The 24238-nt window shown below is 66.4% G+C and carries 19 protein-coding genes; 13 read left to right on the forward strand and 6 right to left on the reverse strand.

From position 1 onward, the window contains the following. The first annotated feature begins 155 nt into the window (after window positions 1-155). Together AB0316_RS04875 and AB0316_RS04880 are read left to right on the forward strand one after the other, a co-directional pair. A complete protein-coding gene (locus tag AB0316_RS04875; protein ID WP_366270928.1) occupies window positions 156-1625 on the forward strand; it encodes a TIGR00366 family protein in 1470 nt (489 codons plus the stop codon). A gap of 5 nt (window positions 1626-1630) precedes the next feature. Continuing rightward, the gene (locus tag AB0316_RS04880) at window positions 1631-3145 is read left to right on the forward strand and encodes an amidase (RefSeq protein WP_366270930.1); all 1515 of its coding nucleotides are present in this window, start codon (window positions 1631-1633) and stop codon (window positions 3143-3145) included. A gap of 113 nt (window positions 3146-3258) precedes the next feature. Here AB0316_RS04880 and AB0316_RS04885 read toward each other — a convergent pair whose 3' ends face one another. Then, entirely contained in the window at window positions 3259-3855 is a 597-nt protein-coding gene (locus tag AB0316_RS04885; protein WP_366270931.1) for a DUF6448 family protein, read from the reverse strand. A gap of 136 nt (window positions 3856-3991) precedes the next feature. Between AB0316_RS04885 and AB0316_RS04890 the strand changes: the two genes are divergently transcribed. From AB0316_RS04890 to AB0316_RS04920, 7 genes are all read left to right on the forward strand, one after another. Continuing rightward, the gene (locus AB0316_RS04890) at window positions 3992-5110 is read left to right on the forward strand and encodes a glycosyltransferase (protein ID WP_366270933.1); all 1119 of its coding nucleotides are present in this window, start codon (window positions 3992-3994) and stop codon (window positions 5108-5110) included. After that, window positions 5107-5619, forward strand: a complete 513-nt coding sequence (locus AB0316_RS04895; protein WP_366270935.1) for a hypothetical protein — start codon at window positions 5107-5109, stop codon at window positions 5617-5619. The genes AB0316_RS04890 and AB0316_RS04895 overlap by 4 nt, the downstream gene beginning before the upstream one ends. 155 nt (window positions 5620-5774) lie before the next feature. Beyond that, on the forward strand, window positions 5775-7610 hold the full coding sequence (locus AB0316_RS04900) for an amino acid permease (RefSeq protein WP_366270938.1): 1836 nt from the start codon (window positions 5775-5777) through the stop codon (window positions 7608-7610). A gap of 3 nt (window positions 7611-7613) precedes the next feature. Continuing rightward, window positions 7614-8513 carry a universal stress protein gene (locus tag AB0316_RS04905; RefSeq protein WP_366270941.1) on the forward strand — a complete coding sequence of 300 codons (900 nt, stop codon included), beginning with the start codon at window positions 7614-7616 and terminating at the stop codon, window positions 8511-8513. Between the two features lie 759 nt (window positions 8514-9272). After that, the gene (locus tag AB0316_RS04910) at window positions 9273-9932 is read left to right on the forward strand and encodes a hypothetical protein (protein ID WP_366270943.1); all 660 of its coding nucleotides are present in this window, start codon (window positions 9273-9275) and stop codon (window positions 9930-9932) included. After that, the gene (locus AB0316_RS04915) at window positions 9929-10747 is read left to right on the forward strand and encodes a hypothetical protein (protein WP_366270945.1); all 819 of its coding nucleotides are present in this window, start codon (window positions 9929-9931) and stop codon (window positions 10745-10747) included. Before AB0316_RS04910 ends, AB0316_RS04915 begins: the two co-directional genes overlap by 4 nt. Before the next feature lie 18 nt (window positions 10748-10765). Then, window positions 10766-11008 carry a helix-turn-helix domain-containing protein gene (locus AB0316_RS04920; protein ID WP_366270947.1) on the forward strand — a complete coding sequence of 81 codons (243 nt, stop codon included), beginning with the start codon at window positions 10766-10768 and terminating at the stop codon, window positions 11006-11008. A gap of 303 nt (window positions 11009-11311) precedes the next feature. Here the strand turns inward: AB0316_RS04920 and AB0316_RS04925 are convergent, their stop codons facing one another. Genes AB0316_RS04925 through AB0316_RS04940 form a run of 4 tightly spaced genes read right to left on the reverse strand, consistent with a single transcriptional unit; the run spans window position 11312 to window position 18009 of the window. Next, entirely contained in the window at window positions 11312-14407 is a 3096-nt protein-coding gene (locus AB0316_RS04925; RefSeq protein WP_366270949.1) for a type I restriction endonuclease subunit R, read from the reverse strand. Continuing rightward, on the reverse strand, window positions 14404-15633 hold the full coding sequence (locus tag AB0316_RS04930; protein ID WP_366270951.1) for a restriction endonuclease subunit S: 1230 nt from the start codon (window positions 15631-15633) through the stop codon (window positions 14404-14406). The genes AB0316_RS04925 and AB0316_RS04930 overlap by 4 nt, the downstream gene beginning before the upstream one ends. After that, complete coding sequence (locus tag AB0316_RS04935) at window positions 15630-16442, reverse strand: hypothetical protein (RefSeq protein ID WP_366270953.1); 813 nt, start codon at window positions 16440-16442, stop codon at window positions 15630-15632. Before AB0316_RS04935 ends, AB0316_RS04930 begins: the two co-directional genes overlap by 4 nt. Next, a complete protein-coding gene (locus tag AB0316_RS04940) occupies window positions 16429-18009 on the reverse strand; it encodes a type I restriction-modification system subunit M (RefSeq protein WP_366270955.1) in 1581 nt (526 codons plus the stop codon). The genes AB0316_RS04935 and AB0316_RS04940 overlap by 14 nt, the downstream gene beginning before the upstream one ends. 444 nt (window positions 18010-18453) lie before the next feature. Between AB0316_RS04940 and AB0316_RS04945 the strand changes: the two genes are divergently transcribed. From AB0316_RS04945 to AB0316_RS04960, 4 genes are read left to right on the forward strand one after another with little or no spacing between them, the layout of a single operon-like run. Further along, window positions 18454-18705, forward strand: a complete 252-nt coding sequence (locus AB0316_RS04945; protein ID WP_366270957.1) for a hypothetical protein — start codon at window positions 18454-18456, stop codon at window positions 18703-18705. 7 nt (window positions 18706-18712) lie between these two features. Continuing rightward, complete coding sequence (locus AB0316_RS04950; RefSeq protein ID WP_366270959.1) at window positions 18713-19156, forward strand: hypothetical protein; 444 nt, start codon at window positions 18713-18715, stop codon at window positions 19154-19156. Further along, window positions 19153-21774: an ATP-binding protein gene (locus AB0316_RS04955; protein ID WP_366270961.1), complete on the forward strand. Its 2622-nt coding sequence runs from the start codon at window positions 19153-19155 to the stop codon at window positions 21772-21774. The genes AB0316_RS04950 and AB0316_RS04955 overlap by 4 nt, the downstream gene beginning before the upstream one ends. After that, window positions 21767-23836: a hypothetical protein gene (locus AB0316_RS04960; protein WP_366270963.1), complete on the forward strand. Its 2070-nt coding sequence runs from the start codon at window positions 21767-21769 to the stop codon at window positions 23834-23836. The genes AB0316_RS04955 and AB0316_RS04960 overlap by 8 nt, the downstream gene beginning before the upstream one ends. Before the next feature lie 6 nt (window positions 23837-23842). On the opposite strand, the gene AB0316_RS04965 is transcribed toward AB0316_RS04960, so the two are convergent. After that, window positions 23843-24037 (reverse strand): hypothetical protein, encoded by a 195-nt coding sequence (locus AB0316_RS04965; protein WP_366270965.1) that lies wholly within the window; start codon window positions 24035-24037, stop codon window positions 23843-23845. Between the last annotated feature and the right edge of the window lie 201 nt (window positions 24038-24238).

A 24238-nucleotide genomic window follows, 5' to 3' on the forward strand; every position in this document is an offset into this window, starting at 1 on the left:
CATTCGGGGCAATTCACACTGCCGAATGGCTCGGTGGCCCTGTGGCCTGGCCAATCTCGACACCGACGTCAGGTGGTAGCAGGGCCGCACCGGCCTCCTGACCCACCCGGCCGCGGCGCCGAACGCGACCACGACACGTCCCGAGAGAAGTGCCCATGTCGCACACGCCAGACCTCGTCCTCGACGAGGACCGCAAGGCCCGTGCCGGTCGTCCCGGACCGTTGCACCGCTTCACCGACCTGTCGGTCCGATACGTCGAGAAGTGGATGCCGGACCCCTACCTGTTCGCGGTCATCCTGACCATCGTCGTCGTGGTGCTCACCTTCGTGCTCGTGCCGGGCGCCAGCCTCGGCGGCGTCGTGGACGGCTGGTACAAGGGCGTCTGGGGTGAGGGCAACATCTTCACCTTCGCGATGCAGATGATCCTCATCCTCGTCGGTGGCTACACCCTGGCCGAGGCGCCGCTGGTCAAGCGAGGACTGCAGTGGCTCGCGAGCAAGCCGCGCAACCAGGCCCAGGGCGGCCTGCTCTGCTTCGGCGTCGCGGCGCTCGCGTGCATCGTCAACTGGGGCCTGGGCCTCGTCGTGGGCGCGCTGCTGGCGCGTCAGGTCTTCGCGCGCCTGCGCACCGTCAACTTCGCCTACCTCGTCGCCGCCGGCTACATGGGCTACATGGTGTGGACCTCCGGCCTGTCCAGCTCCATCGCGCTGGCCAACACCGACAAGACGAGCAAGCTCAACATCATCTGGACCCAGACCCACCAGCTGGTGCCGCTCAGCGACACGATCTTCCGGCCCTACAGCTTCCTGCCGATGCTCGTGCTGGCCGTGGTCATCGGCCTGCTCGTCCACCGGATGTCGCCACGTCCCGGTGAGGCGGCGGCGACGCAGGAGCAGGCGGACGTCGACCTCGAGGCCCTGCTGGCCATGGACCGGGCCGCGGACGACCGCGAGGCGCGACCTTCCGGCCCGCGGACCCTGGCTGAGCGGCTCGAGAACCTCTGGGTCCTCAACGTGCTCGTCTTCGTCGCCGGCGTCGCGTACTTCGTGCGCAGTGGCTTCGCGCTCAACATCGGCTCGATGGTGATGCTCTTCTTCATCCTCGGCGCGCTCTTCCACTGGACGCCGATGCGCTTCATCCGAGCCTTCACCGAGGCCGCCAAGACCTCCGGCCCGCTGCTGCTGCAGTACCCGCTCTACGGCGGCATCATCGGCCTCCTCGGCTACACGCCCCAGTCCGGCGTCCACCCGCTCCAGACCGTCATCGCCACGGCGATCGTGTCGCACGCGACGTACTACACGCTGCCGTTCCTCAACTACGTCGCGTCGGTCGTCATCTCGCTGTTCGTCCCCTCCGGCGGCGGTCACTGGGGCGTCCAGGGCCCGGTCGCCGTCGACGCGGCGGTGCAGCTCGGCCAGACGTCGCCGGCCTACCTCGGCAAGATCTCGATGTCCGTGGCCAACGGCGAGGCGGTCGCCAACATGATCCAGCCGTTCTGGCTGCTGCCGGTGCTCGCGATCGCCAAGCTCAACATCCGGCGGGTCATGGGCTTCACCGTGGTCGCCTTCGTCGTCGGGTTCGTCGTCCTGGGGGTCGGCAGCCTGCTCATGCCGCTCCTACCCTGAGACCCATGAGCGCAGCCGTGGGCGGACCCGCCAGCAGTCCCCGTACCGACGACCCGACGCCCGTGGACCCGACGCCCGAGCAGGCCGCCCTGGTCGCGCACTCGGCGGTCGAGCTGTCCGAGCTGGTCCACCGGCGGGAGGTGAGCTGCGTCGAGGTGATGACGGCCCACCTCGCGCAGATCGAGCGCTACAACCCACAGCTCAACGCGATCGTGGCGCTCCGTGACCGTGACGAGCTGGTGGCCGAGGCCCGCGAGCGCGACGAGGAGCTGGCCGCCGGTCGCAGCCGGGGCTGGATGCACGGCCTGCCGCACGCGGTGAAGGACCTCGCCGCGGCCCGAGGGCTGCCGCACACCAATGGCTCCCGGGTCTATGCCGACCGGGTGGCCGAGACCGACGACGTCCACGTCGCCCGCATCCGGGCCGCCGGCGCGATCATCATCGGCAAGACGAACACGCCCGAGTTCGGCCTCGGCTCCCAGAGCTACAACGAGGTGTGGGGCACGACGGCCAACCCCTACGACACGACGCGCACCGCCGGGGGCAGCAGCGGGGGTGGTGCGGCGGCCCTCGCGGCGCGGATGGTGCCGGTCGCCGACGGCTCGGACAACATGGGCTCGCTGCGCAACCCCCCTGCCTTCAACCACGTCGTCGGGCTGCGGCCCTCGTGGGGGAGGGTGCCCGAGCCCGGCTTCGTGCCCTACGGCAGCGTCAACGGACCGATGGGCCGCACGGTGCGCGACGTCGCCCGGCTGCTGTCCACCATGGCCGGACCCGACCCGCGGGCGCCCCTGTCCCTCGACGACGACCCGGCCGGTCTCGCGGCCACGCTCGAGCGTGACGTCGCCGGGACGCGGATCGCCTGGGTCGGTGACTGGGACGGTCACCTCGCCACGGAGCCCGGCATCCTCGCTCTCGGCGAGTCGGCCCTGGCCACGTTCGAGAGGCTCGGCTGCGTCGTCGAAGCCACCATGCCGGCATACGACCCGGAGGAGATCTGGCGCTCCTACCTGGCCTGGCGCGCATGGGGCAACCTGCGCTACGCCGACCTCTACGACGACCCGGCGACGCGGGCGCTGATGAAGCCCGAGTTCGTGTGGGAGGTCGAGTACGGCCTGCGCCTCAGCGCCCGCGACCTGACGCGAGCCGCGGCCGCCCGGGACGGCTGGTATGCCGCCTTGGCCGACCTGCTCGAGCGCTACGACTTCGTCGTGGCTCCCAGTGCGCAGGTCTTCCCGTTCGACAAGGCGGTGCACTGGCCCGAGGAGATCGACGGCCGGCCGATGGACACCTACCACCGCTGGATGGAGACCGTCGTGCCGTGGACGATGTCGACCCACCCCGTCGCGGCGCTGCCGGCGGGCTTCGACCAGCGGGGGCTGCCGACCGGCATCCAGCTCGTCGGCCGGCGCCACGACGACCACGGCGTCCTTCAGCTCGCTTACGCGTACGAGGGGGCGAGCCCCGTCATGGACGGCACGCCTCCACCGCTGCTGACCGGAGCGGGTCGGGAGCACTGACCAGCACCGCTCGCTGATCGGCACCTGCACGCGGCGGCGACTCGCACGGGGCTCGTGACGCGTCCCGGCCCGCGGGTCTCTCGACTCCGCGGACCGGGGGGTCGGCGCGGCGGTCAGGGCACGGGGTCGTGCTCGCGGCCCGGCGCCTCCGTGGCTTCGTCCGTGGCTTCGTCCGTGGCTTCCTTCCGGTGCGTCCCGGGTGCAGGACCGGGCGACTCCAGCGTCTCGAAGAGGCTCTGGCTGTAGTCCTGGAAACCGAGCACCGCCTGCACCCACGCGCGCTCGCGCTCCACCGACCCGTTGCGGGCACCGCCCAGCTCGTTGACGACGGCGAGGCGACGGTGCAGCTCGTCGGTCAGCACCGCGCCGAGGAACGTCGTCAGGTCCTCGACCGAGCCCGTCTCGACGGCCTCCTCCGCCAGCGGGACCACGGGGCCGACGTCGAGCTCGGCCGGCTTCAAGCCGGTGAAGGGGGCGCCCTCGGCCTCCCGGTGCAGCCGGACCACGGTCTCGAGGAAGAGGCGCTCCGCCACGAGCCGGGCGCCGTGGCCGAGCGCGCGCACGGGCACGACCGACGCGAACGTCGCGCGGACCTCCTCCTCGGCGCTCGCCGGGACGTACGCGAGTGCCGGGGTGACGTCGCCGACCTCCAGCGCGTGGCGTGCCGCCCGGACGACGGGGCCGTCCAACGCGTCGCAGTGCGGGGACATGTTCCCCTCCTTCACGGTCTGCGCCTGCCTGTCCTTCGACGGTAGGGACCGCCGCGGTCCCGGGGACAGGGCCCAAGGTCCCTGCAGCGCTGGCGATTCCAGGCGCTCCGGAGGGGCACCCCGTTACGGTGCGAGGGTGGGCACCGCATCGCTGGCCCTGCTCATCGTCGGCTGGCTGCTCGGTTGGCTGCTCGGTTGGGCGCTCGGTTGGGGGCTCGCCGGCAGTCGTCCGGTGCTGCCCACGGCAGACTCCGCGGTGCCGGCCCGGCTCCCGGCCCCGAGGGTGTCCGTCGTCATCCCGGCCCGGAACGAGGTCGGGCGGCTGCCCGAGCTGCTGCGCTGTCTGGCCGAGCTCGACCCGGCACCTGGCGAGGTGGTCGTCGTGGACGACGAGTCAACCGACGGCACGGCCTCCCTGGCCCGCGCAGCGGGCGTGCGGGTCATCCCGTCGTCGCCGCCACCGGGCTGGACCGGCAAGGCCGCGGCCTGCCAGCGCGGCGCCGACGACTCCACCGGCGACGTGCTCGTCTTCCTCGACGCCGACACCGCACCCGCTCCCGGGGCGGTTGCGGCGCTGGCTGCGGCAGCCAGGGGCGGAGAGCTCGTCTCGGCGCATCCCCGTCACCGCGTGGAGCGGCCCTACGAGTACCTCTCCATGGGGCCGGCCGTCGTCACCGTCCTGGCGGGTGGCCTCGGGGCCTCGCCGCGGTGGCGCTGGTGGCGCAAGCCCATCGCCTTCGGCCCCGCCATCGCGGTGCGGCGCGACGCCTACGAGCGCTTCGGCGGGCACGCGTCGGTGCGGGGCGACCTCGTCGAGGACCTCGCCCTGGCACGGGCTGCCGACCGCGCCGGGGTGCCGGTGCGGGCCCTGCTTGCGGGTGAGCAGATCTCCTACCGGATGTATCCCGAGGGCCCGCGCTCCCTCCTCCACGGCTGGGGCCGCAACCTGGCCCGGGGTGCCGGCGCCACGCCGCTGCCGCGTCTCGCGGCGACGGTCGTCTGGGTGGTCGCCGCCCTCCACGCCGGTCTCGTCCTGGCCGTGGACCCGAGGCTGCTCTCGCTGCTCTGCTACGCCGGGTTCGCGGTCCAGTTCGGCGCCGTCGCCCGGTGCGTCGGGCGCTTCCGCCCGGTGGCTGCTGCGCTCCACCCTCTGGCCCTCGGCGCGTTCGTCGTGCTGTTCTGCTGGTCGCTCGTCCTCGTGGTCCACCGCCGGAGCGTGCCCTGGCGGGGACGGCGGGTGGAGGTCGGCGTGTGAGGAGCCGGAGCCCCTGGGCGGTGGTGCTCATCGACACCGCCGTCTGGGCCGGGTGGAGCACGGCCGTCGGGTATGCCGCCCGGCAGCTTCCGTCGGGTGCGCTGGCACGAGACGCGGGCGTGACCAGGATCCGCCAGTGGGAGCATGACGGTCGCACCTGGGAGGCCGTCGGCATCCGCCGATGGAAGGACCGGCTGCCCGACTTCGGACCGGTGCTCGGTAGCTCGTCCAAGCGTCACCTGCCCGGGTGGGGCGTGGACGGCCTGGAACGCTTCGCGGTGGAGACCCGGCGGGCGGAGCTGGTGCACTGGGCCATCCCGGCGGCGCTGCCCCTCTTCGCCCTCTGGAACCCGCCGGCGCTGTTCTCGGCGATGGCGCTCTACGCTGTCGCCGCCAACGTGCCGTGCCTGCTCGTGCAGAGGTACAACCGCGCTCGCATCGAGCAGCTCCTGACCCGGAGGAGGGAGCGTGCGCGGCGCCAGGGCTCCGCCGGGGCGCGACAGGGCTGAAGGGGCGCTGGCAGTCACGCCGTCCACCCGTCGTAGACAGACCATGCCACCGTGGTTATTTTGGGCAGATCGTCGTGGCGGTTCCCCCCGCCCCGGGCCGATAGAGAGAGATGCCCCCATGTCTCGTCACCTCCGCCTTTGCCCGTCTTCCGCCGATGAGCGGGAGGGATGACGTGTCCGGCGCCGGTCCCGAGCTGAAGAGGGCGCTCAACCAGCGCCAGCTGACGATGATCGCCATGGGTGGCGTCATCGGAGCCGGGCTGTTCGTCGGCTCCGGGACGGTGATCAAGGCGACCGGCCCGGCTGCGTTCCTCACGTATGCCATCTGCGGGGTCCTCATCATCCTGGTGATGCGGATGCTGGCCGAGATGGCGGTGGCCAACCCGTCGACAGGATCGTTCGCGGACTACTCCCGCAAGGCCCTCGGCAACTGGGCGGGCTTCTCCGTCGGCTGGCTCTACTGGTACTTCTGGGTCATCGTCGTGGGGTTCGAGGCCGTGGCCGGCGCCAAGGTGGTCAACTTCTGGCTCCCCGGGGTGCCCACCTGGGTGCTGAGCCTGCTGCTCATGCTCCTCATGACGGGCACCAACCTCATCTCGGTCTCCTCGTTCGGCGAGTTCGAGTTCTGGTTCGCCGGCATCAAGGTCGGCGCGATCATCGTCTTCCTCGTGTGCGGTTCGCTCTTCGTCCTCGGCATCTGGCCGAATGCGAACCTGGACTTCAGCAACCTGACCGCCCACGGCGGCTTCTTCCCCAACGGGGGCCTGGCGGTCACCGCCGGAGTCGTGACGGTGATCTTCTCCATGGTGGGCGCCGAGATCGCCACCATCGCGGCCGCCGAGTCGGACAACCCGGAGCGTGCCGTCTCCAAGGCCGCCAACTCGGTGATCACCCGCATCGCGATCTTCTTCGTGGGCTCGATCTTCCTGCTGGCGGTCATCCTGCCCTGGAACTCCTCGACCCTCGAGGCCTCGCCCTACGTCGCGGCGTTCCAGAAGATGGGCATCCCGTATGCCGACCACGTGATGAACGCGGTCGTGCTGACCGCCGTGCTCTCGTGCCTCAACTCCGGCCTCTACACCGCCTCGCGGATGCTCTTCGTCCTCGCCGCGCGCCGTGAGGCCCCCGCCTCGATGGTGTCGGTCAACTCGCGAGGCGTCCCGGTGGTCGCGATCCTGGCGTCGTCGGTCGTCGGCTTCCTCGCCGTGATCATGGCGGCCGTCTCGCCCGACACCGTCTTCTCCTTCCTGCTCAACTCCTCCGGCGCCGTCATCCTCTTCGTCTACCTGCTCATCGCCGTCTCGCAGATCATCCTTCGCTACCGGGCAGACCCGGCCACGCTCAAGGTGAGGATGTGGTGGTTCCCCGCGCTGTCGGTGATCACGGCGCTGGGGATCGTGCTGGTGCTGGTGCAGATGGGACTGACCGCGGACGTGCGGATCCAGCTCGTCCTGAGCCTCGTGTCGTTCGGCGTGGTCCTCATCCTGTTCTTCGTCAACCGGGCGCGCATCGGTCGGCTCCCCGAACGGGCCGCGACCGAGCCCACCGGCCGCTCCCGACGCGTGCTGGTCCTGGCGAACCAGACCCTCGAGGCCGACGAGCTGATGACCGAGCTGCAGCGCATCGACGCCCTGGGAGAGGCGACGTACTACGTGTGCGTCCCGGCCAGCGCGGTCGAGACGGGGACCGCCTCCACGCACGGCGCGGTGTCGGTCCGGGACGCGACGATGGAGGCCGCCGAGGGCCGGCTGCGCAGGACACTCGATGCGCTCGCCGCACACCGGCTCGACGCCACCGGCGACCTCGGCGACTACCGCCCGCTGCGCGCTCTCCGAACGGCGGTCCAGCAGTTCCAGCCCGACCAGATCGTCGTCGTGACCCTGCCCGCCTCCGAGTCGGTGTGGCAGCGCTTCGAGGTCGTCGACCGGGCGGCTGAGCTCGGCCTGCCCGTCACCCACGTCGAGGCCACCTCGCTGGCGACCAGGGTCTGATGCATGACGATCGTCGTCGCGTACACCGCGCAGGACAGCGGCGCCTCAGCCCTGGAGCTGGCCGGCGTCCTGTCACGGTCGACGGGTGAGCCGCTCGTCGTCACCGTCGTGGTGACGACGCCACACGCGGCGGGGGCCCCCGAGCTCATCGACGGCGACTACCTCGGTCCCTTGACGGCCTGGGGCGAGTCGGTCCTGGAGAAGGCACGGGCGGGCCTGCCGGGTGACGTCACGGCCACCTACGAGGTGCGTCGGGCCTCCTCGATCCCGAGTGGGCTGCTCGCTCTGGCTGCCGACGTCCACGCCTCGGCCGTCGTGCTCGGGTCGTCAACCAAGGGTCCCCTCGGGCGGATCTCGCTCGGTAGCGTCACCGACCGGCTCGTGCACTCGGCCCCCGTGCCGGTGCTCCTGGCCCCTCGCGGCTACCGCCCGGCGCCCGGCTCGCGCATCCGTCGGGTCAATGTCGGCTACGGGGGATCGAGGGACGGTGACCACGTGGCCGTCGTGGCTGCGGGCCTCGCCGAGAAGCTCGGCGCCGAGATGCGTGCCGTGACGTTCGCCGTCCGACCGCCGAAGCAGATCTACGGCGGCGTCGAGGAGTCGGCGGACGAGCTGGTCATCGACACCTGGGTGGCTCGGATGCGGGAGGCCCTCCACACGACGGTCGGACGGCAGGATGCCGCCCTGGGTGAGCAGCTGGCCCGGACACTCGTCGTGGGTGAAGGCGTCTCCTGGGGCAAGGCGATCGCAGACGTCCACTGGAGCAAGGGTGACTTGCTGGTGGTCGGTCCGTCCTCGTCAGCCCCTGCCAGGCGTCTCTTCCTCGGCTCCCGAGCCTCGAAGATCCTCCGGGCGGCGCCTGTCCCGGTGTTTCTGGTGCCGGCGCCGGTGCGCCGCGGCTGACCATCCCCGACCACGCCATGACCGGGAACGACGGAACCGCAGGCCACGACGAGGTGACCTGCGGTTCCGGGGTTGTGGCCAGGGGCGGGGTCGAACCGCCGACCTTCCGATTTTCAGGTGTCGGCGTGTCCTCGGGTGAGTCCCGATGCGTCGTCACTCAAGTTGTGACTTGCCGCTTCCGTCCCCATGACGGGCGGCTCGGTGTGGTCCCGTTGCTATCGGAGGCGCTATCACCGCGAGCCACGCGCCACATCTGCCCGGCACCCTGATAGCGGCCAGCACCAGGACCCCGGCCAGTGGGTCAAGGGTCGAGCTTGCTCGATCGCGAAGCGACGCTTTGCGCCCTTGACGCACTGGCCGGGGTCCGGACGATCTGGCTGCAGGGTGTCGGGCTTCGTCCTGCCCCCGGTCCGGTTCTGTCTGGGCCCGGGCGAGGACGGCGCGCCAGCGCCGCCCGCAGCTGGGCCCTTGCGCCGGCGGAGCCGGCGCCTTGACGGAGAAAAGAGACTTCTCACCAAGCGTCGCCGCGGCCTTCGGTGCTTTGGATCGCTGCGGTAAGGGGATGGAACGATCGCTTTTCGACCGCTTTGGCCTTTCCGACGCTTAGGCTCGCCACGTCTGTTGCGGCCTGTTGACGATTGGAGCGGGATGGCTACTCAGGGGAGGCCTCCGCGGTATCGAGGCGGCTATCAGCCGCTGAGTCTCGCTAACTACGGCGCCACGGTGGAGACGCCAGCTGGCGGCGTCTCTTATCTACACATGGCTGGATACATGCGTCGCGTCGTCCGCGATCGTCCATACGGCGTCGTGAACGACTTCATCGCATCCACGCTCGGGGCACGCATTGGCGCGCCGGTGCCTCCGATAGCCCTCATCACGGACGGCTCGTCAGCAGGGTCGATCTCGATGGGCTTCGGGGAAGGTGGCCGGACGCCGCCTCCTGCTGACGCGAGCCGCGTCGCGGTGGATGATCCGTACTTGGCAACGGGCATCATCGTGCTCGATCAATGGACCTTGAATGGAGACCGACATGACGAGAACCTCGCCTACTTGCCGCGGTTCGGCTTAGCGGCGTTCGACTTCGACTGCGCTCTGATCGGGCCCAAGCCCCAGACAACCGCCGTCGACAGCCTCCAGAAGGGGCTCATGATGCCTCTACCCAGGCACATCTTGGCTGAGCATCTGCCGACGTTGCAGTGGCTCTGGGGGTGGATCTCAAAAGTTCGAGCCGTCTCAGCGGAGGACATCCGTCGGTGCGTCTACCTATGCTTCGACGCAAGGCTGATCACGGTGGCCGAACGCGATAAGCTGATCGACTTCCTGACGCTCCGGCAGAGGTGGCTGGGTGACATCATGGACAGAGGGCGCGAGATCTTCACGGGGATCGACGATTGGCCGCTCCTCGGATGGGGGAGGTGACCGTAGTGGCCGACGGTTGGTACCTGATCAAGACCGTGCCGGATCTCTTCCGCAATGAACCCATCAACGTTGGAGTGATGGTGACGATAGACGGGGAGGTGGGTTCCCGCTTCTTTGCGCAGGACGAGCGCGGACGGATCGATGGCCGTCGCCTCCCACGGACCTTTCCCCCCCTATCCACGTACCGTGAGTGGGTTTCGTATTTCAGCCGCGTCGCATCCGAGGACGGCCTCGAGGAGCGGCTGCAGCGGTTGGCCGAGCGCCCACGCGAAATGGTGGTCGAACGCCGTGGCGGCTTTGCGGGGGACACGGTATCTGGCACCCCGCAACAGCGGGCGGACGCACTATTCGCGGCGCTGGTCGACGATGATCGAATGACCGACATCCCGACGGTGGACGCGTCCGTCGACGACCTGTTTAGGCGCCTAGACGCCACGATCGACCGCGACGTGGATGTCCGAGTGCGCGACAAGGGCGGCATCCCTACGACGGTCCACTTCCGTTACCGCCACACCGGAAACCATGTGACTCTCATGGATCGAGTGCACCTGGGGGGCGGTGAGCGTCGCGTCTCCCAGGCCGTGAACGATCTTCTGTTCAGGATCCGGTTGGCCGAGAAGAGCGCCAAGGTCCGGGACTTCCTCGTGATGCACGACGAGATCCGTGACTCCCAGATGGAACACGAGGTGGAGCGCATCGAGCGGTACGCCAACGTCGTGGACGTGACCAGCAACGACCCTGCCCAAGACGTTGCGGCCAAGCTAGGCGTTGGGTTGGTCACCGCTGGCGACTCCCACCGCCTGCTCAACGACTGAGGCCCTCGAGACAGACCCATGCCCTACCCCTGCCGCCCGGTCCTCGAAGTCCTGCCCGAGTTCGCCGGCACCGCGTCGGTGCGGCAGACGCCGGAGCAGCGGGGAAGGCTGCTCGCGTTCTGCGCCGAGCAGTATGCCGTCGGCCGGTCGATACACGAGCTGGCTGAGCTGACGGGTCGCACCCAGTCGGCGGTACGGCGGGCGCTGGACCAGGGCGGCGTGCAGCGCCGCGGTCGGGGTGCGCGGCGGGTTAGGGATTAGATCCTGGCATTTGGAGAGAGGCCGAGCACCAGCGCCGTCGAATGCTCTCCGACGCGGACGGACGCCGACGGACAGCAACCCGCAGGTTTGTGGCCCACGAGCGCTTTGCTGCGGATAGCGGCGATCACCTGTCACACGGGTGCTTCCCTGGCACGTCGGTCCGTTCCCGCGCCCGTGGACCGAACCGATCCACTGCCTCTAGACAGCAGATGCGGCACCTGGCTCACGTACCACCTTGCTGGGTTAGGCCAGGCCGCGATATTCGCAGGAGACGGCCACCACGCGATGTAGCCAAAGTTCCTGCTAAGCGTCGCTGCCGCCAGAGCTCAACCCGAAGAACCGTTCGAAAAACACATCGAGCTTCGTCAGCACTCGTTGCTTCTTCTCGCCATGGCCACCGTGGGCCGAGAAGCGTGACACTGGAGGGAGCACACGAGTGATCGCCGTGCCGGTGGTCCTGATCTCGCCGTCACGGAAGGCAGTATCGATGAAAGCTCTGGTCTCATCCGGCTTGAGACTTTCTTCCTTGATGATCGCGTTGAGCTCTTCGGCACGACGCTTTGCCACGTAGACCGCCCAAGCCTCGTCCAGGTCACTGGAGGCCGAGATCGAGTCGACGAAGTCCTCGACCAGATCCTTCTTGTTGCGCAGGCTTGGGCTGGCATCGATGGCGTGCGAGATGGTCGCCCGGATCTCACGGTCCTCGCCGTCCCCCTTTGCCTCGCGGTACTTCTGGACCAGCATCAGGATGTAGTCGACGTTGATCTCGACCTGCTTGACGAGTTCGATCTCGAAGACGACATCGTCAACGATCGACTCCCTTTCGGCAGTTGCATCTTTCTTGAACTCGGCGTAGAGGTCGAGGTACACACTGCGGTAGTCCTGGCTTTGGCGATCGGTCAGGATCTCGTTGCCGGCGAAGTCGTCGAAGCTGGTCAGGATGTTCTGCAGCCGGAGGATCTGGCCGAATAGGGCGATGAAGGCCTTCTGCGCTGACTCGCCGATGATCGGCTGGCCTAGCGGGAACTGCGTTAGCAGTTCCTGGACCTTCTCGGCGTAGTCGTGGTAGTACTCGGCGTACGGCTTGAGTAGGACGATGCCCCTGGCGTCCTTGTTGCCAAACAGGGCAATGGCGTCGTTGGTCTCTTCCTCGAGGTCGCGGAAGCTGACGATGTTTCCATAGGTCTTGACCGAATTAAGGATGCGGTTGGTGCGCGAGAAGGCCTGGATCAGGCCGTGGTTAACCAGACGCTTGTCGACGAACAGCGTGTTGAGGGTCGTCGCGTCGAAGCCGGTCAAGAACATGTTGACAACGATGACCAGGTCGATCTCACGATTTTTGAGCCGCAGCGACAGGTCCTTGTAGTAGTTCTGGAACCTGTCTGAGCTGGTGTCGAAGCTCGTGCCGTACAGGGCGTTGTAGTCTCGGATCGCAGCATCCAGGAAGTCACGCGACGATTGGTCGAGTCCCCCCGTCTCGAACCCCTCTTCGTCGAGGTAGTCGTCGGCCGCTGCCTCGTTGGCGGCGTAGGAATAGATGAGCCCGATCTTGAGTTTTCGGTCGGGCGTGAGGTGGGCCTGCTGCTCCTTGAATCGGGTGTAGTAGCGCTTGGCGGCCTCGATCGAGGCAGTGGCGAACAGGGCGTTGAAGCCGTGGACACGGCGCTCGCCGAGCGAGTAGTGCTCCGCGCGGCGGGTTTTCTGGTCGAAGTGCTCCAGGGTGTAGTCAGCGACTTTGGTCAGCCGCTCCGGTGCAAGCAGAGCCTTCTCGGTGTCGATGGCCGACACCTGCTTGTCCGTCACGCCAGCGGCGACCCGAACGGTGTTGACGTAGTCGATGCGGAACGGCAGGACGTTCCTGTCGCTAATCGCATCGACGATCGTGTAGGCGTGGATCGCCATCTGGTGGGTCTCGCCCGGCGAGCAGTTGGCGGGGTCGCCATGCAGGAAGCACCCAAAGGCCTGAGCCGTAGTCCGAAGCTTCGCGCTACCACCAGTGCCAGCGTTGACGGCAAAGATTGGGGTTCCGGTGAACCCGAACAGGTTGTACCGCTTGAAGGCCTTCGTGATGCTGACGTGCATGTCGCCGAACTGCGATCGGTGGCACTCGTCAAAGATGATCACGACGTGGCCGCCGTAGATGTCGTGGCCCTTGTTGCCACCGATGAACGTCGCCAATTTCTGAATCGTCGTGATGATGATTCGCGCGCTCGGGTCTTCGAGCTGTCGCTTGAGCACGGCGGTCGAGGTGTTCGAGTTGGCCGCACCCTTCTCGAAGCGGTCGTACTCCCGCATGGTCTGGTAGTCGAGGTCCTTGCGGTCGACGACGAACAGCACCTTGTCCACGTCACGCATCCGACTGGCGAGCTGGGCGGCCTTGAAGCTGGTCAGTGTCTTGCCTGACCCTGTTGTGTGCCAGACGTAGCCACCGGCCTTTAAGGTGCCGAGCTGCTTGTAGTTGGTCGAGATCTCGATGCGGTTCAGGATCCGCTCGGCGGCCACGATCTGGTAGGGACGCATGACCAGCAGTAGTCGGTCGGCGGTCAGGACGCAGTACTTGGTCAAGATGTTGAGCAGAGTGTGCCGAGCGAAGAAGGTCTTGGCGAATGCAGTCAAATCCTGGATCGGCTTGTTCTGAGCGTCCGCCCACCACGAGGTGAACTCGAACGAGTTACTAGTCTTGCGGGCCTTCTTGCCGGCGGACTCGCTGATGTGCTGACGCCGGGTCGTGTTGGAGTAGTACTTGGTCACCGTGCCGTTGCTGATCACGAAGAGCTGGACGTACTCGAACAGGCCCGAGCCCGCCCAAAAGCTGTCCCGCTGGTAGCGGTCGATCTGGTTGAACGCCTCACGGATGTCCACGCCACGACGCTTCAGTTCGATGTGGACTATCGGGAGACCGTTGACCAACACAGTGACGTCGTAGCGGCCGGCGTGCTTGGCACCGCCCTCGCCTGCTCCGATCTCGTACTGGTTGATGACCTGAAGTCGGTTGTTGTGGATGCTCTTCTTGTCGAGAAGGCTAATGTTTTTCGTCGTGCCGTCGTCCCTCTTGAGGATCTGGACGTGGTCCTCCTGGATGCGGACAGTCTTCTCGACGATGCCCTCATTGGCTCCAGCGATCTTCTCGGTGAAGAACCGATCCCACTCCGAGTCGGTGAACTTCATGCCGTTCAGGAGCTGGAGCTGGGTGCGAAGGTTGGCTACGAGCTGCGCCTCCGACCTCATCGGGAGGTACTCGTAGGCCTGGCCCTGCAGAAGCTTGATGAACTCCTTCTCGAGGTCAGCCTCCGACTGGTAGGCCGTGGCAATTGCCGGGTCCGGGACGAACTCGGCGACGACCGTGCTCTCCGAGCTGACCGCAATCGCGTCGTACCGGCGTGCTGGAGCCTCGCTCATGCTGGCAGCTCCTGGAAGGCGAACAGGCGGTCCCGGTAGTACTGGTACTGAATGTGACGAGCGTTTCGCTCCGCCGGCAAGGCCGCTGAAAGTTCCCCAATCACAGAGTCGAACTCATCCATCGCTGCGACGATCTCGCGCTGCCGTTCGAGAGGCGGCACCGGGATTGGGTAGTTCTTAATCTTCTGTGCGTTCAGGTTCGACTGTGAGCCCTCACCGAGGGCCTTAAGTCGGTCGTACTCGTTGGCCACCCAGTGAAAGACGTAGCGATACTCAGCCTGCTCAGGGTCGATCTGGAGATTGCAGCACGCCTGGTTGGTCGTTAGTGGAATCTCGTTGATCGCAACCTTCGCTGCCGTCGCCCCGTACATCGCGACGATTACACAGTGTTCGGGGATCCACTTGGCCGAGGAGGCGCGGAGCCCCTCTTCCGTGATGGTCACGCTCGTAGAGGTGATGCCCTTGTAGTCCACTTCCTGAGTGCGGAGCCACGGGATCTCGCCACCGTAGTAGGCCTCTCGCCCAGATGATGGCGTTCCCCCTGACGAGACCTTAGTGCTGATCTCGCCTAACGTAGACCATCGGACATCACCCGTTGTGGGGGTGAGTAACTGATTGCGGTAGTGCTCGTACTGACGTCTCCGGAGCCGCAACTCGTCAGTGAGGTTTGCCTGCAGCTCCGTCGTTAGATCCGAGAATCGATCCAAGATGCGAACGACTTCGTTCTGCACTTCGATCGGCGGCACTGGGATCCGTATCCTAGCCAACGCATCACCTGAGATGCGCCGTACTTTCGTGCCGGTGATTCTGCGCTTTTTCTGATCCTGGAACTGGCCAGACTGGAAGTAATAGGCGACGTACTTCGGGTCGAGCGTGTGGCGGTAGATGTATGCATCCCCGCTGATTGCCGCGTCCTGGTCACCAAGCCAAGCAACCGCCTTGGCCACTGCATCGTCATCCTCGCTTGTTGTAGCGAGGACGAGGTCACCGGGAGCGGCTCGACGAAGCGTCTTTGCGAAGTCTGGATCCACGAACGAGACAGTCTCCGTCGCCCAGGTCCCGTACGTCGTATGCACTTGGCCGTAGTGGATAGCGGGCACACCTTCGGCTTTCAGATCGCTCTTCTGGAGCCCGTTGCCACGAATGAACTCGCCAACGTCCCCGAGCGCCCTGGAAGGAACCGACTCGTGCGCAACCCCCTCGATTAGCTCATCGATCTGGCTCACGACACAACCCTCTCTCCGGCGATCTCGTCAATGTTGTCGACACCCCAGCCAAGTTCGTCGATGGCCGTGGCAAAGACGTTGTCCCGATTGACTTCCTCAACGACGCCAAGAACAAGCTGAAGACAGGGGTTGAACTTCTTGAGTGCCTCGTCCTCGCTCGAGTTGCCGTGGATCACTTCGCTGAGTTCGCTAAACAGGAGATATCCATTGGCAGAGAATCGCTGCGGAATGATATTCCGCTGCTCGTTTACATCCTGCAGCACGTCCTTGAAGGTGCGCCGCTTCCCCTTAGGGGTGGTGATGGCGATGCCTGCGATCTCCGCAACTTCGAAGGTGATCGATTCAAATATTTTACGCAGGTATATCATCGACCCGGCGCCCAACTGCTCCTCGTATGCAAGCTGCGCGCGTTTCAGCAGGTCGGCAAAGGGTCCAGTAGTCGATCCGACTCGATCGGCACGATCTCGCAGGTTCTCGGTGTATCGCTCGATCTGGACAGTCGGTGCCCGGTCGAATATGTCTCCTGCGCTTCCTAGGAGGAACCAAATCTCCACCGCAGCTTGGCATGCACCACATCTCAGTGTGGCGTCGATGCTGACGGCCTGATCATCTAGTCCGAGGCATGAGAGCTCGTCCCCTGACTCAAAGGTGCGCTGGTCGTCGCACTGGCGACAATGGAAGTTGTGAAAGACCTTGCCGACCTTAATCCTCTTATGTTTGCCCCAGGCCAGTCGGCGATCATCAAGAAACCCCTCGACCTGCGCCGGGGTTGTGTCTGGTGCCCTAGAAAGCAGGTCAGACAGCCTCATGTCCCCCTGCTTCCAGGCCGGCGACGATCTCATCGATAGCAGCCCTAAGCTCTGTCTGTCGAGCGACGACCTTCGCAAGTTCGGCGTTCAGATCTGCGATGACCACCGCTTCGGTGGTGTCCGCACCCTCGACGTAGGAAGCGACAGTGAGGTTGTAGCTGTTGGCAGCTACGTCACTGTTCAGGGCCAGCTTGGCAAAGTGGTCACTGTCCTCGCGCGCTACATAGGTGTCGAGGATCTTCTGCAGGTTGGCGTCCGAGAGCTTGTTCTTGTTGCCAGGGCGAACCGACTGTGCTGTGGCGTCGACGAACAGGACGGCGTTGTCCTTCTTGGACTTCTTGAGCACCAAGATGCACGTCGCGATAGTCGTGCCGAAAAAGAGGTCCGGCGGAAGCTGGATCACAGCGTCGACGTAGTTGTTGTCGATGAGGTACTTGCGGATCTTTTGCTCGGCCCCACCGCGGTACAGCACACCCGGGAACTCGACGATCGCGGCTGTGCCGTTGACTGCAAGCCACGACAGCATGTGCATCGTGAAGGCGAGATCGGCCTTGCTCTTCGGAGCGAGGATGCCGGCCGGCGCGAACCGTGGGTCGTTGATCAGGAGTGGGTTGGCGTCGCCTTCCCACTTGATCGAGTACGGCGGGTTGCTGACGATCGCCTCGAACGGCTCGTCGTCCCAGTGAGCCGGGTCGATCAGAGTGTCACCGTGGGCGATGTTGAACTTCTCATAGTTCACGTCGTGCAAGAACATGTTGATGCGGGCCAAGTTGTACGTCGTCAGGTTGATCTCCTGACCGAAGAAGCCTTGGCGGACGTTATCTTTGCCAAGCACCTTGGCGAACTTAAGCAGCAGCGAGCCCGAGCCGACAGCCGGGTCGTAAACCTTGTTGACCGCCGTCTTGCCGACCACCGTGATGCGGGCCAGCAGCTCTGAGACCTCCTGCGGCGTGTAGTACTCCCCACCCGACTTGCCTGCGGTGGCGGCATACATCTGCATCAGATACTCGTAGGCGTCGCCGAACGTGTCGATTGCGTGCCCGTTGAAGTCGCCCAGGTTGAGGTCCCCGATGGCGTCGAGCAGTTTGACCAGCTTCTCGTTCCGGCGAGCCACGGTGTTGCCGAGCTTGGCGCTGTTGACGTCAAGGTCATCGAACAGACCCTTGAGGTCGTCCTCAGAGTCGCTGCCTTTGGCCGAGCCCTCGATGTCGCCGAAGATCCGTTCGAGCGTCTCGTTGAGGTTCTCGTCGCGGGCCGCTCGCTTGCGGACGTTGGCGAACAGCTCGCTCGGCAGGATGTAAAAGCCCTTCTCGGCCACCGTCTCGCGGCGACCGACCTCTGCCTGCTCATCCCTTAGTTTGGCGTAGTCGAAGCTGGCATCCCCGGCGCGACGTTCGCCCTCGTTGATGTAGGCGGTCAGGTTCTCCGAGATGAAGCGGTAGAAGAGGATACCCAGTACGTAACTCTTGAAGTCCCAGCCGTCGACGGAGCCACGCAGATCGTTGGCGATCCGCCATATGGTCTTGTGAAGCTCGGCGCGCTGCCCCTCCCTGCTCGATGGGACCACTACCGCATCCCCCTCGCCCTGAGGTTGGGCGTGGATACCGCTGTCACTTGGCTCATGTTGAGGCGTAACTCCTCCACGCCCGAGGCGTGTTCTGGTTCTGGTGTCTGTTCGCGCTCAACCTATCTGGGTCCATCGACGGCTTGCGGTCACCCCGCGGAGGCCCGCAACAACGGTCATCGGGGACTACGGCACGTCGCGCATCCCCCCACATCGCCGAGCTCACCGGCCGACCGCCGCTGGCGACACTCCAGCGAGGGTGGTGGCGGCTCCCGTCAGGCACGCCGGGGCGACGGTGGTCGAGAACACCTCAGGGGCGAACGTGAACGCCGGGCGAGAGGTGGTTCAAGAGTTGGTCACGCGTCGGCGTGTTTCTTCTTCCCGGTCGCCCGTACCGCGGTGCTCTGGAGTGGGCGATCTGCCCGATTCCATCCGGAAGGGGACACCATGAGCACCATCGCATCGCTGGCCACCGCGGCCGGCACGACCGGCCTCCAGGGCTGGATCAAGTCCAACATCATCCCGCTGCTGCTCCTCCTGGTAGCAACGATGCTGTTCGTCCTCGCGCAGCGCGGCGACAACGCCAAGGCCATGCGCGTGGTCGCCGGCGTTGTCATCGCACTGGCCGTGCTGGGCCTTGCGACGAGTGGCAAGGCAGACAGCGTGGGGTCGTGGATGGCCTCCCTCATCACGGGATGAGCTGACCATGCGACTGCCTGTCGACGACGAGATCTATAACGTCAACTCCGTCTGGTTGGGGCCGCCCAACCGCACCTTGCCGTTCCGAGCCCGGTACAGCGCCTACATGGTCGGCTCGGTTGTGTTCGTGCTCCTGCAGATCGTGGAACGGCGCCTCGGCATCGGGCTCGGCTTCTTCTCCCTGGCCTACAGCGTGCTCGCCACCGTCGCCCTGACACGCCTGATCCTGTCGGTGGTGAATCACGATCGACCGCTGGGCGCCGTGCTGGCCGCGTTCGCCCATGAGGTCTCCGCACCGCGTGATGACGACAAGGTCACGGTGCACACAGTCCGCCCGGCTCGAGTGCGTGCCGTCCCCTCGCGCCCGAGCCGGGCTCAACGTAAGGCCCAGCACCGTACTGACCGGGCCGCCGCTCTAAGGGACGCTGCCATCGGGAGGACGAGCTCATGACCGGCAAGCGTGGCCTGGCGCTGCGGCGCATCTCCGGGCACTGCACGGTGACCGCTCAGAAGGTCATGGCTTGGTACCTACTCGACCCGCAGGGCTGGTCCTTTCGCCCCGACAGGGTCCGGGAGCAGTTGATCATCGACGGCGCCGACGTGTTGTCGCAGCTCGCGAAGCGGGAGGTTCACCTCCGTGTGACCACGCGCCCCTATCCGGTGGCCAAGTGGGCGCGGGATCACGACGCGAACGCGCCAGCCCCGCTCCCCGGGTGGGGCAACCATCTGGCGACGGATCAGAAGCGCCTGGCGTCGCTGTCAATGGCGGACAAGGAGGTCTACCTCGGCGTCGAGATCCCGCACCGCAGCCCGCTGTTCAAGGCGCTCGGCTCCATCGGGGACAGCGTCAGCGATGCCTTTGGCGGTGCTGCGGCTCACCGGGAAGTCACTGCCCTCGAGAAGCAGGTTCGCGCCACCGACGAGCTGATGGGCTCACCGGGCATCGAGGCCGCTCCCGCGACCCCTCGGGAGTTGGAGTGGCTGCTACATAGATCCTGCTCTCTAGGCCTACCGGCCCCGCTCACGCTCGGCGCCGTCGACGAGCCGAGTTGGGACGTGGACGACCTGGGCGAGTTCACGGACCGGGTGAACTGGTTCGCCACGCCGTACGGACGAACCCTGCGTGTCGTCGGAGAACACGACGACCGGCGGATCGAACGACACGTATGCGTGCTCTCCGTCGGGCGCATGACCGACCTCGACATCCCGCCGGGCATCCCGTGGATGCAGCGCACGGACGAGCTCCCCTTTCCGGTGGAGTGGTCGGGACGCGTCCAGGTCGAGGATGCCGCGAAGGTCGGTGCTGCCATGCGCCGAAACATCCAAAAGATCCGAGCTCAGGCGAACCACTACGAGCTAGAGCACCACGAGCCCGCTCCCGGAGCCCTAGAACGTCAGGCGTCCCGTGCCCTCGCGGTCGAGGACGAGATCTCCATGGGACTCTCCGGGCTCTCGACCCGCACCACGGGGTGGTACCGGATCGCCGTCTCGGGAGCTACGGAGGATGAGGCGATCGATCGCGCGAGCCTCGTCCGCAAGCTCTACGCGCCACAGGTGACGATCGCCCGTCCACAGGACCAGTACTCCGTCGCTCGTGAGTTCATCCCCGGAGAACGTCTCGGCTCGACTGCCTACCGGCGCCGCATGCCGGTCACGACACTTGCTGCGGCGGTGCCCGCGGCCACGGCCACTGTCGGCGACCGCGTCGGGATCCATCTCGGCCAGACGTCCGGAACATCGGCGCGAGTGGTGACGTGGGAGCCCTGGCTGGCCACCGAACGCGGCGAGGAGTCCGGGTTGGCGGTCCTGTGTGCTGGGCTCGGTGGCGGAAAGTCCACGGCCGGCGGCAACATCATCTACCGCACCGTCATCCAGGGCGTTCCCTGGACGGTGCTCGATCCGTCCGGCAGGCTGACCGCCCTCACCCGGCTGCCCGAGCTGGCGCCGTACTCACGAGCGGTGGACCTGCTCGACGCCGCGGCAGGATCGCTTTCGACTTACCGTGTCATCGCGGAGCCCGATCGCCGTCACTACGCAGACGAGGCCGGCTGGCGGGCCGCGATGGAACAGGCCAAAGACACTCGGCGGCTCCTCACGAGCAGCGTCCTGCGCGCGATGCTGCCGAAGCAGCTCCAGGAACACGTCCTCTCCGAAGTCGCACTTATGCGAGCGGTTGGCTCGGTTCCCGCGCATGCCTGGTCCTCGTGCGACCAGGTCGTCACGGCCTTGGCTCAACTCGATCGCGGCCCGAGTGGGGAGCAGACTGGCGATCCAGAACTAGCCCGTCACGCCGGCTACATGGCCGACTTTCTGCGAGAGGCTGCCAAGACCAGCCACGGGCGGTTGATCTTCCCCGCAGGGCGTCCCGCCACCGACATCGATGCGGATCCGCTCCTGACGGTCTACTCGCTGCGCGGTCTGGCTCTGCCCGATGAGGCGACCCAAGGCGGCGAGGATCTCGACGAGCGCCTGTCGATGTGCGTCATGTACCTCGCAGCGTGGCTGACGCAACGCGGCATGTACTTCGGCGACGTCCATGCCCGCAAGGGAATCTTCATCGACGAGGCGTGGGCTCTGTCGACATTCTCGAGCGGTCGACGGTTCATCGATCGAGCTGCCCGGGACTCTCGCAAGCACAACACCCGCGTCCTCATGGCTTCCCAGAACCCGGCGGACCTGCTGAAGCTCGACCTAGCCAACCTTTGCTCCGCCGCGTTCATCGGCCGCCTGACCGGCGAGGACGCCCAGACGGACGCCTTGCGCTTCCTTCCCGGCATCCGCGAGGGCCTGGGCTACGAGCAGATCTTCGGCACCCTGTCGCGTCCCTCCCGGGACGGGCTGCGGGGACCTCGGGAGTTCGTCTTCAGCGACGGCTCCGGCGGCATCGAGCGCATCCGGATGGATCTGTCGGCCCACCCGCAGCTGCTCGAGGCTCTGAACACCACCGCTGCACCCGACAAGGCTCGCAACCGGGTCCAGCGGGCCAGCGGCACGGCGGGAACGAGCGATTGGAGCCCCGTCGCGGAGGCAGACGAGTTGGAAGTCGATGCTAAGAGAGCGAGTGCCTGAGATGTCGGCCGCTGTTTGCCGCCGGCGCCTGCTGCTCGCCCTACTGGCCTGCTTGGGCGCACTGGTCGCCCTCACCGCACCGGCGTCGGCAACTCCGATGGCCCCGTCGGCCACGCAGGCGGCCCTTCCAGCGGCACCGTGGGACTGCAAGACCGCTCCGACGGCGTCGTTGCCAGACACTGGTCTGCCCGGGTTCTTCGATCCGGCACCCGATCCCATCCCGCCCAAGGGAGACCCGTGGGCCCGACCCCGGAGCACCACCCTCTACGACCAGTACGGGTATGCCGGGCTCGGATGGAGCACCTACGACACCGGTTGCGTCGGCGGACTGGGGGAGATGGACGCGACCGTCGACACCTTCATCGGCAACGCACTGATGGGCGGCGGCGTATGGATCAGCGCCGCCACCAACGGGATTCACAACCGCGTCTCGCAGCCGCAGCAGTACATGAAGCCATTGGACAACGTCGTCGCAACGGTCACCAACCGCCTCCATGACTCAATCTGGTCGCCGTGGGGCATGGTCTCCCTGCTCGGCGTGGCTGTGTTGTTGCTCGTCTACTCGTTGCAGGGCCGGCTCTCCGCCCTCATGTCAGGCGCAGTCTGGGCGCTGTTCGTCCTCGTCGTCCTGTCCGGGGTATCCCAGTACCCGACACGTGTCGCAGGCTTCTTCGACCAAGCGGTCACCAGCTCCGTCGCATCGGTCAACCAAGGCGCGGCGGACCTCACAGGCTCTAACACTGGAGACGCGACTCGCGCCCAAGGTGCCCTCATCGTCGACGACATTCTCTACCAGTCGTGGTTGCGAGGAGAGTTCGGCGATCCCGGCAGTCCGGCGGCCAAGAAGTGGGGACCTTTGTTGTTCCGGGAGTCGACGTTCAGCCGAGCCGAGCTCGCCGCGGCGCGGTCCGTCCCCGACGGGGTTCAGAAGAAAACGGAGCAGAAGGCCAACGACTGGGTTGCCACCACCCAGGAGATTCAGGACCAGGATCCGCTCGCCTATGCCGCAGTCCAAGGCAAGGCGAAGGGACGAGCGGGGGCGGGCTTCATGGCCTTCGTTGGAGTCACCTTCACGGCCGTCTTCAGGCTGGTCGCCGACATCTTCGTGTTCGCCGGCTTGGTCATGCTGCGGTTGCTGGTCATGTTCTTCCCGGCCGCCGCCGTCTTCGGTGTCATCGCTCCGATGGCGAGCATCGTCCGGCGAATCGGCAACATCGCTGGTGCCTCCGTCGTGAACGTCATCGCCTTCGGGGTCGGCTCTGCGATCCACAGCGTGGCGATCGCAGCCATCATTCAGCAGGCCAACGGAGTCGGGATGGGCGTCCTATCCCTGATCCTGTGCCTGGTCGTCTCCCTCGCTGCCTTCGTCCTGCTCATGCCGCTCCTGTCGTTGACGAGCATGCTCGGGCAGGCCTCGCACCGTTCCCTGCTGCGCAAGGTGAGCCGCAGCACGGCGGGCTACTTCGTCGGGCGGAAGGCCGTGGAGGACGGCGAGGAGGATGCTGCGAAGAAGATCGTCGGTGGGAAGCACACCGGGACCAAGTCGGATGAGGAGGGTCAGGGTCTTCCAAACGACGCCGGGCCTTCTCGATACGTCCGTCGGGTCAACCTGCCTCCGGAGTCGATTGGGAGACGGTTCGACAGCGTCGCGTGGACTCAGCCGGACGTGCCCGACCACGAACGCCATGTGGCTGGACGGGTCAGCGAGCTTCAGCGCCGGCTTCCAAGCTCGACGCCAGCCGCCACTGAACGCGCCGCGGCGGCGCACTCCTACCCCGGGGTCCGTGCGCACCCGTCGAGTGGCGGTGTTCCTGAGACGGTGGAAGTCCGACCTTCTGGAGCACACCACGCCACCGGCGCGATGCCGGATCGAGGCATCGAGGGCCAGCTCGTCGACGAGGTCCCGACGGACCTCAAGGTCCTGACGCCCATTGCTCGCACGCACGACTCACACGCCGAAGTCACTGAACAGGGACTGCGGGTGCGGATGTTCGACGCCGACACCAAGTCGATGGTCACGGTCGAGCCCGGCGAGTTCGAGCGAGGTGAACGAGGTGTCTAGCCGTCTTCATCGACTGATCGAGTGGCCGCTGTGGTCGTGGAGGCATCTCGCGATCACCACAGTCGTCCTCCTCGCCGCGCTGGCACTGGTCGGAAAGGCCACGAACGCTCTCAGCGCCCAGGCCACCGCAGCGTCCGCCACGGCGCCGGTGACACCGTCAGCGCCGCCGCCGACCAGCTCGAAGACCTCGTCGAGTGCCACGGCCGCGGTTGTCCCGACTCCCCAGGCGAGCCACTCGTCTACTGGCGCAGCCGAGGCCGGTGCCCCGTGCGAGGACGTCGCCACTTCGTTCATGAACGCCTGGGTTCGGACGAACCTGCCCGCCGAGGAGTGGCTCAGGGGTATGCGCCCCTTCGCGTCGCCTGATCTCTTGGCCCAGCTGAGCCGTACTGACCCCGCCCG

The sequence above is a fragment of the Terrabacter sp. NPDC080008 genome (genome assembly GCF_040702505.1).
GTDB lineage: Bacteria > Actinomycetota > Actinomycetes > Actinomycetales > Dermatophilaceae > Terrabacter.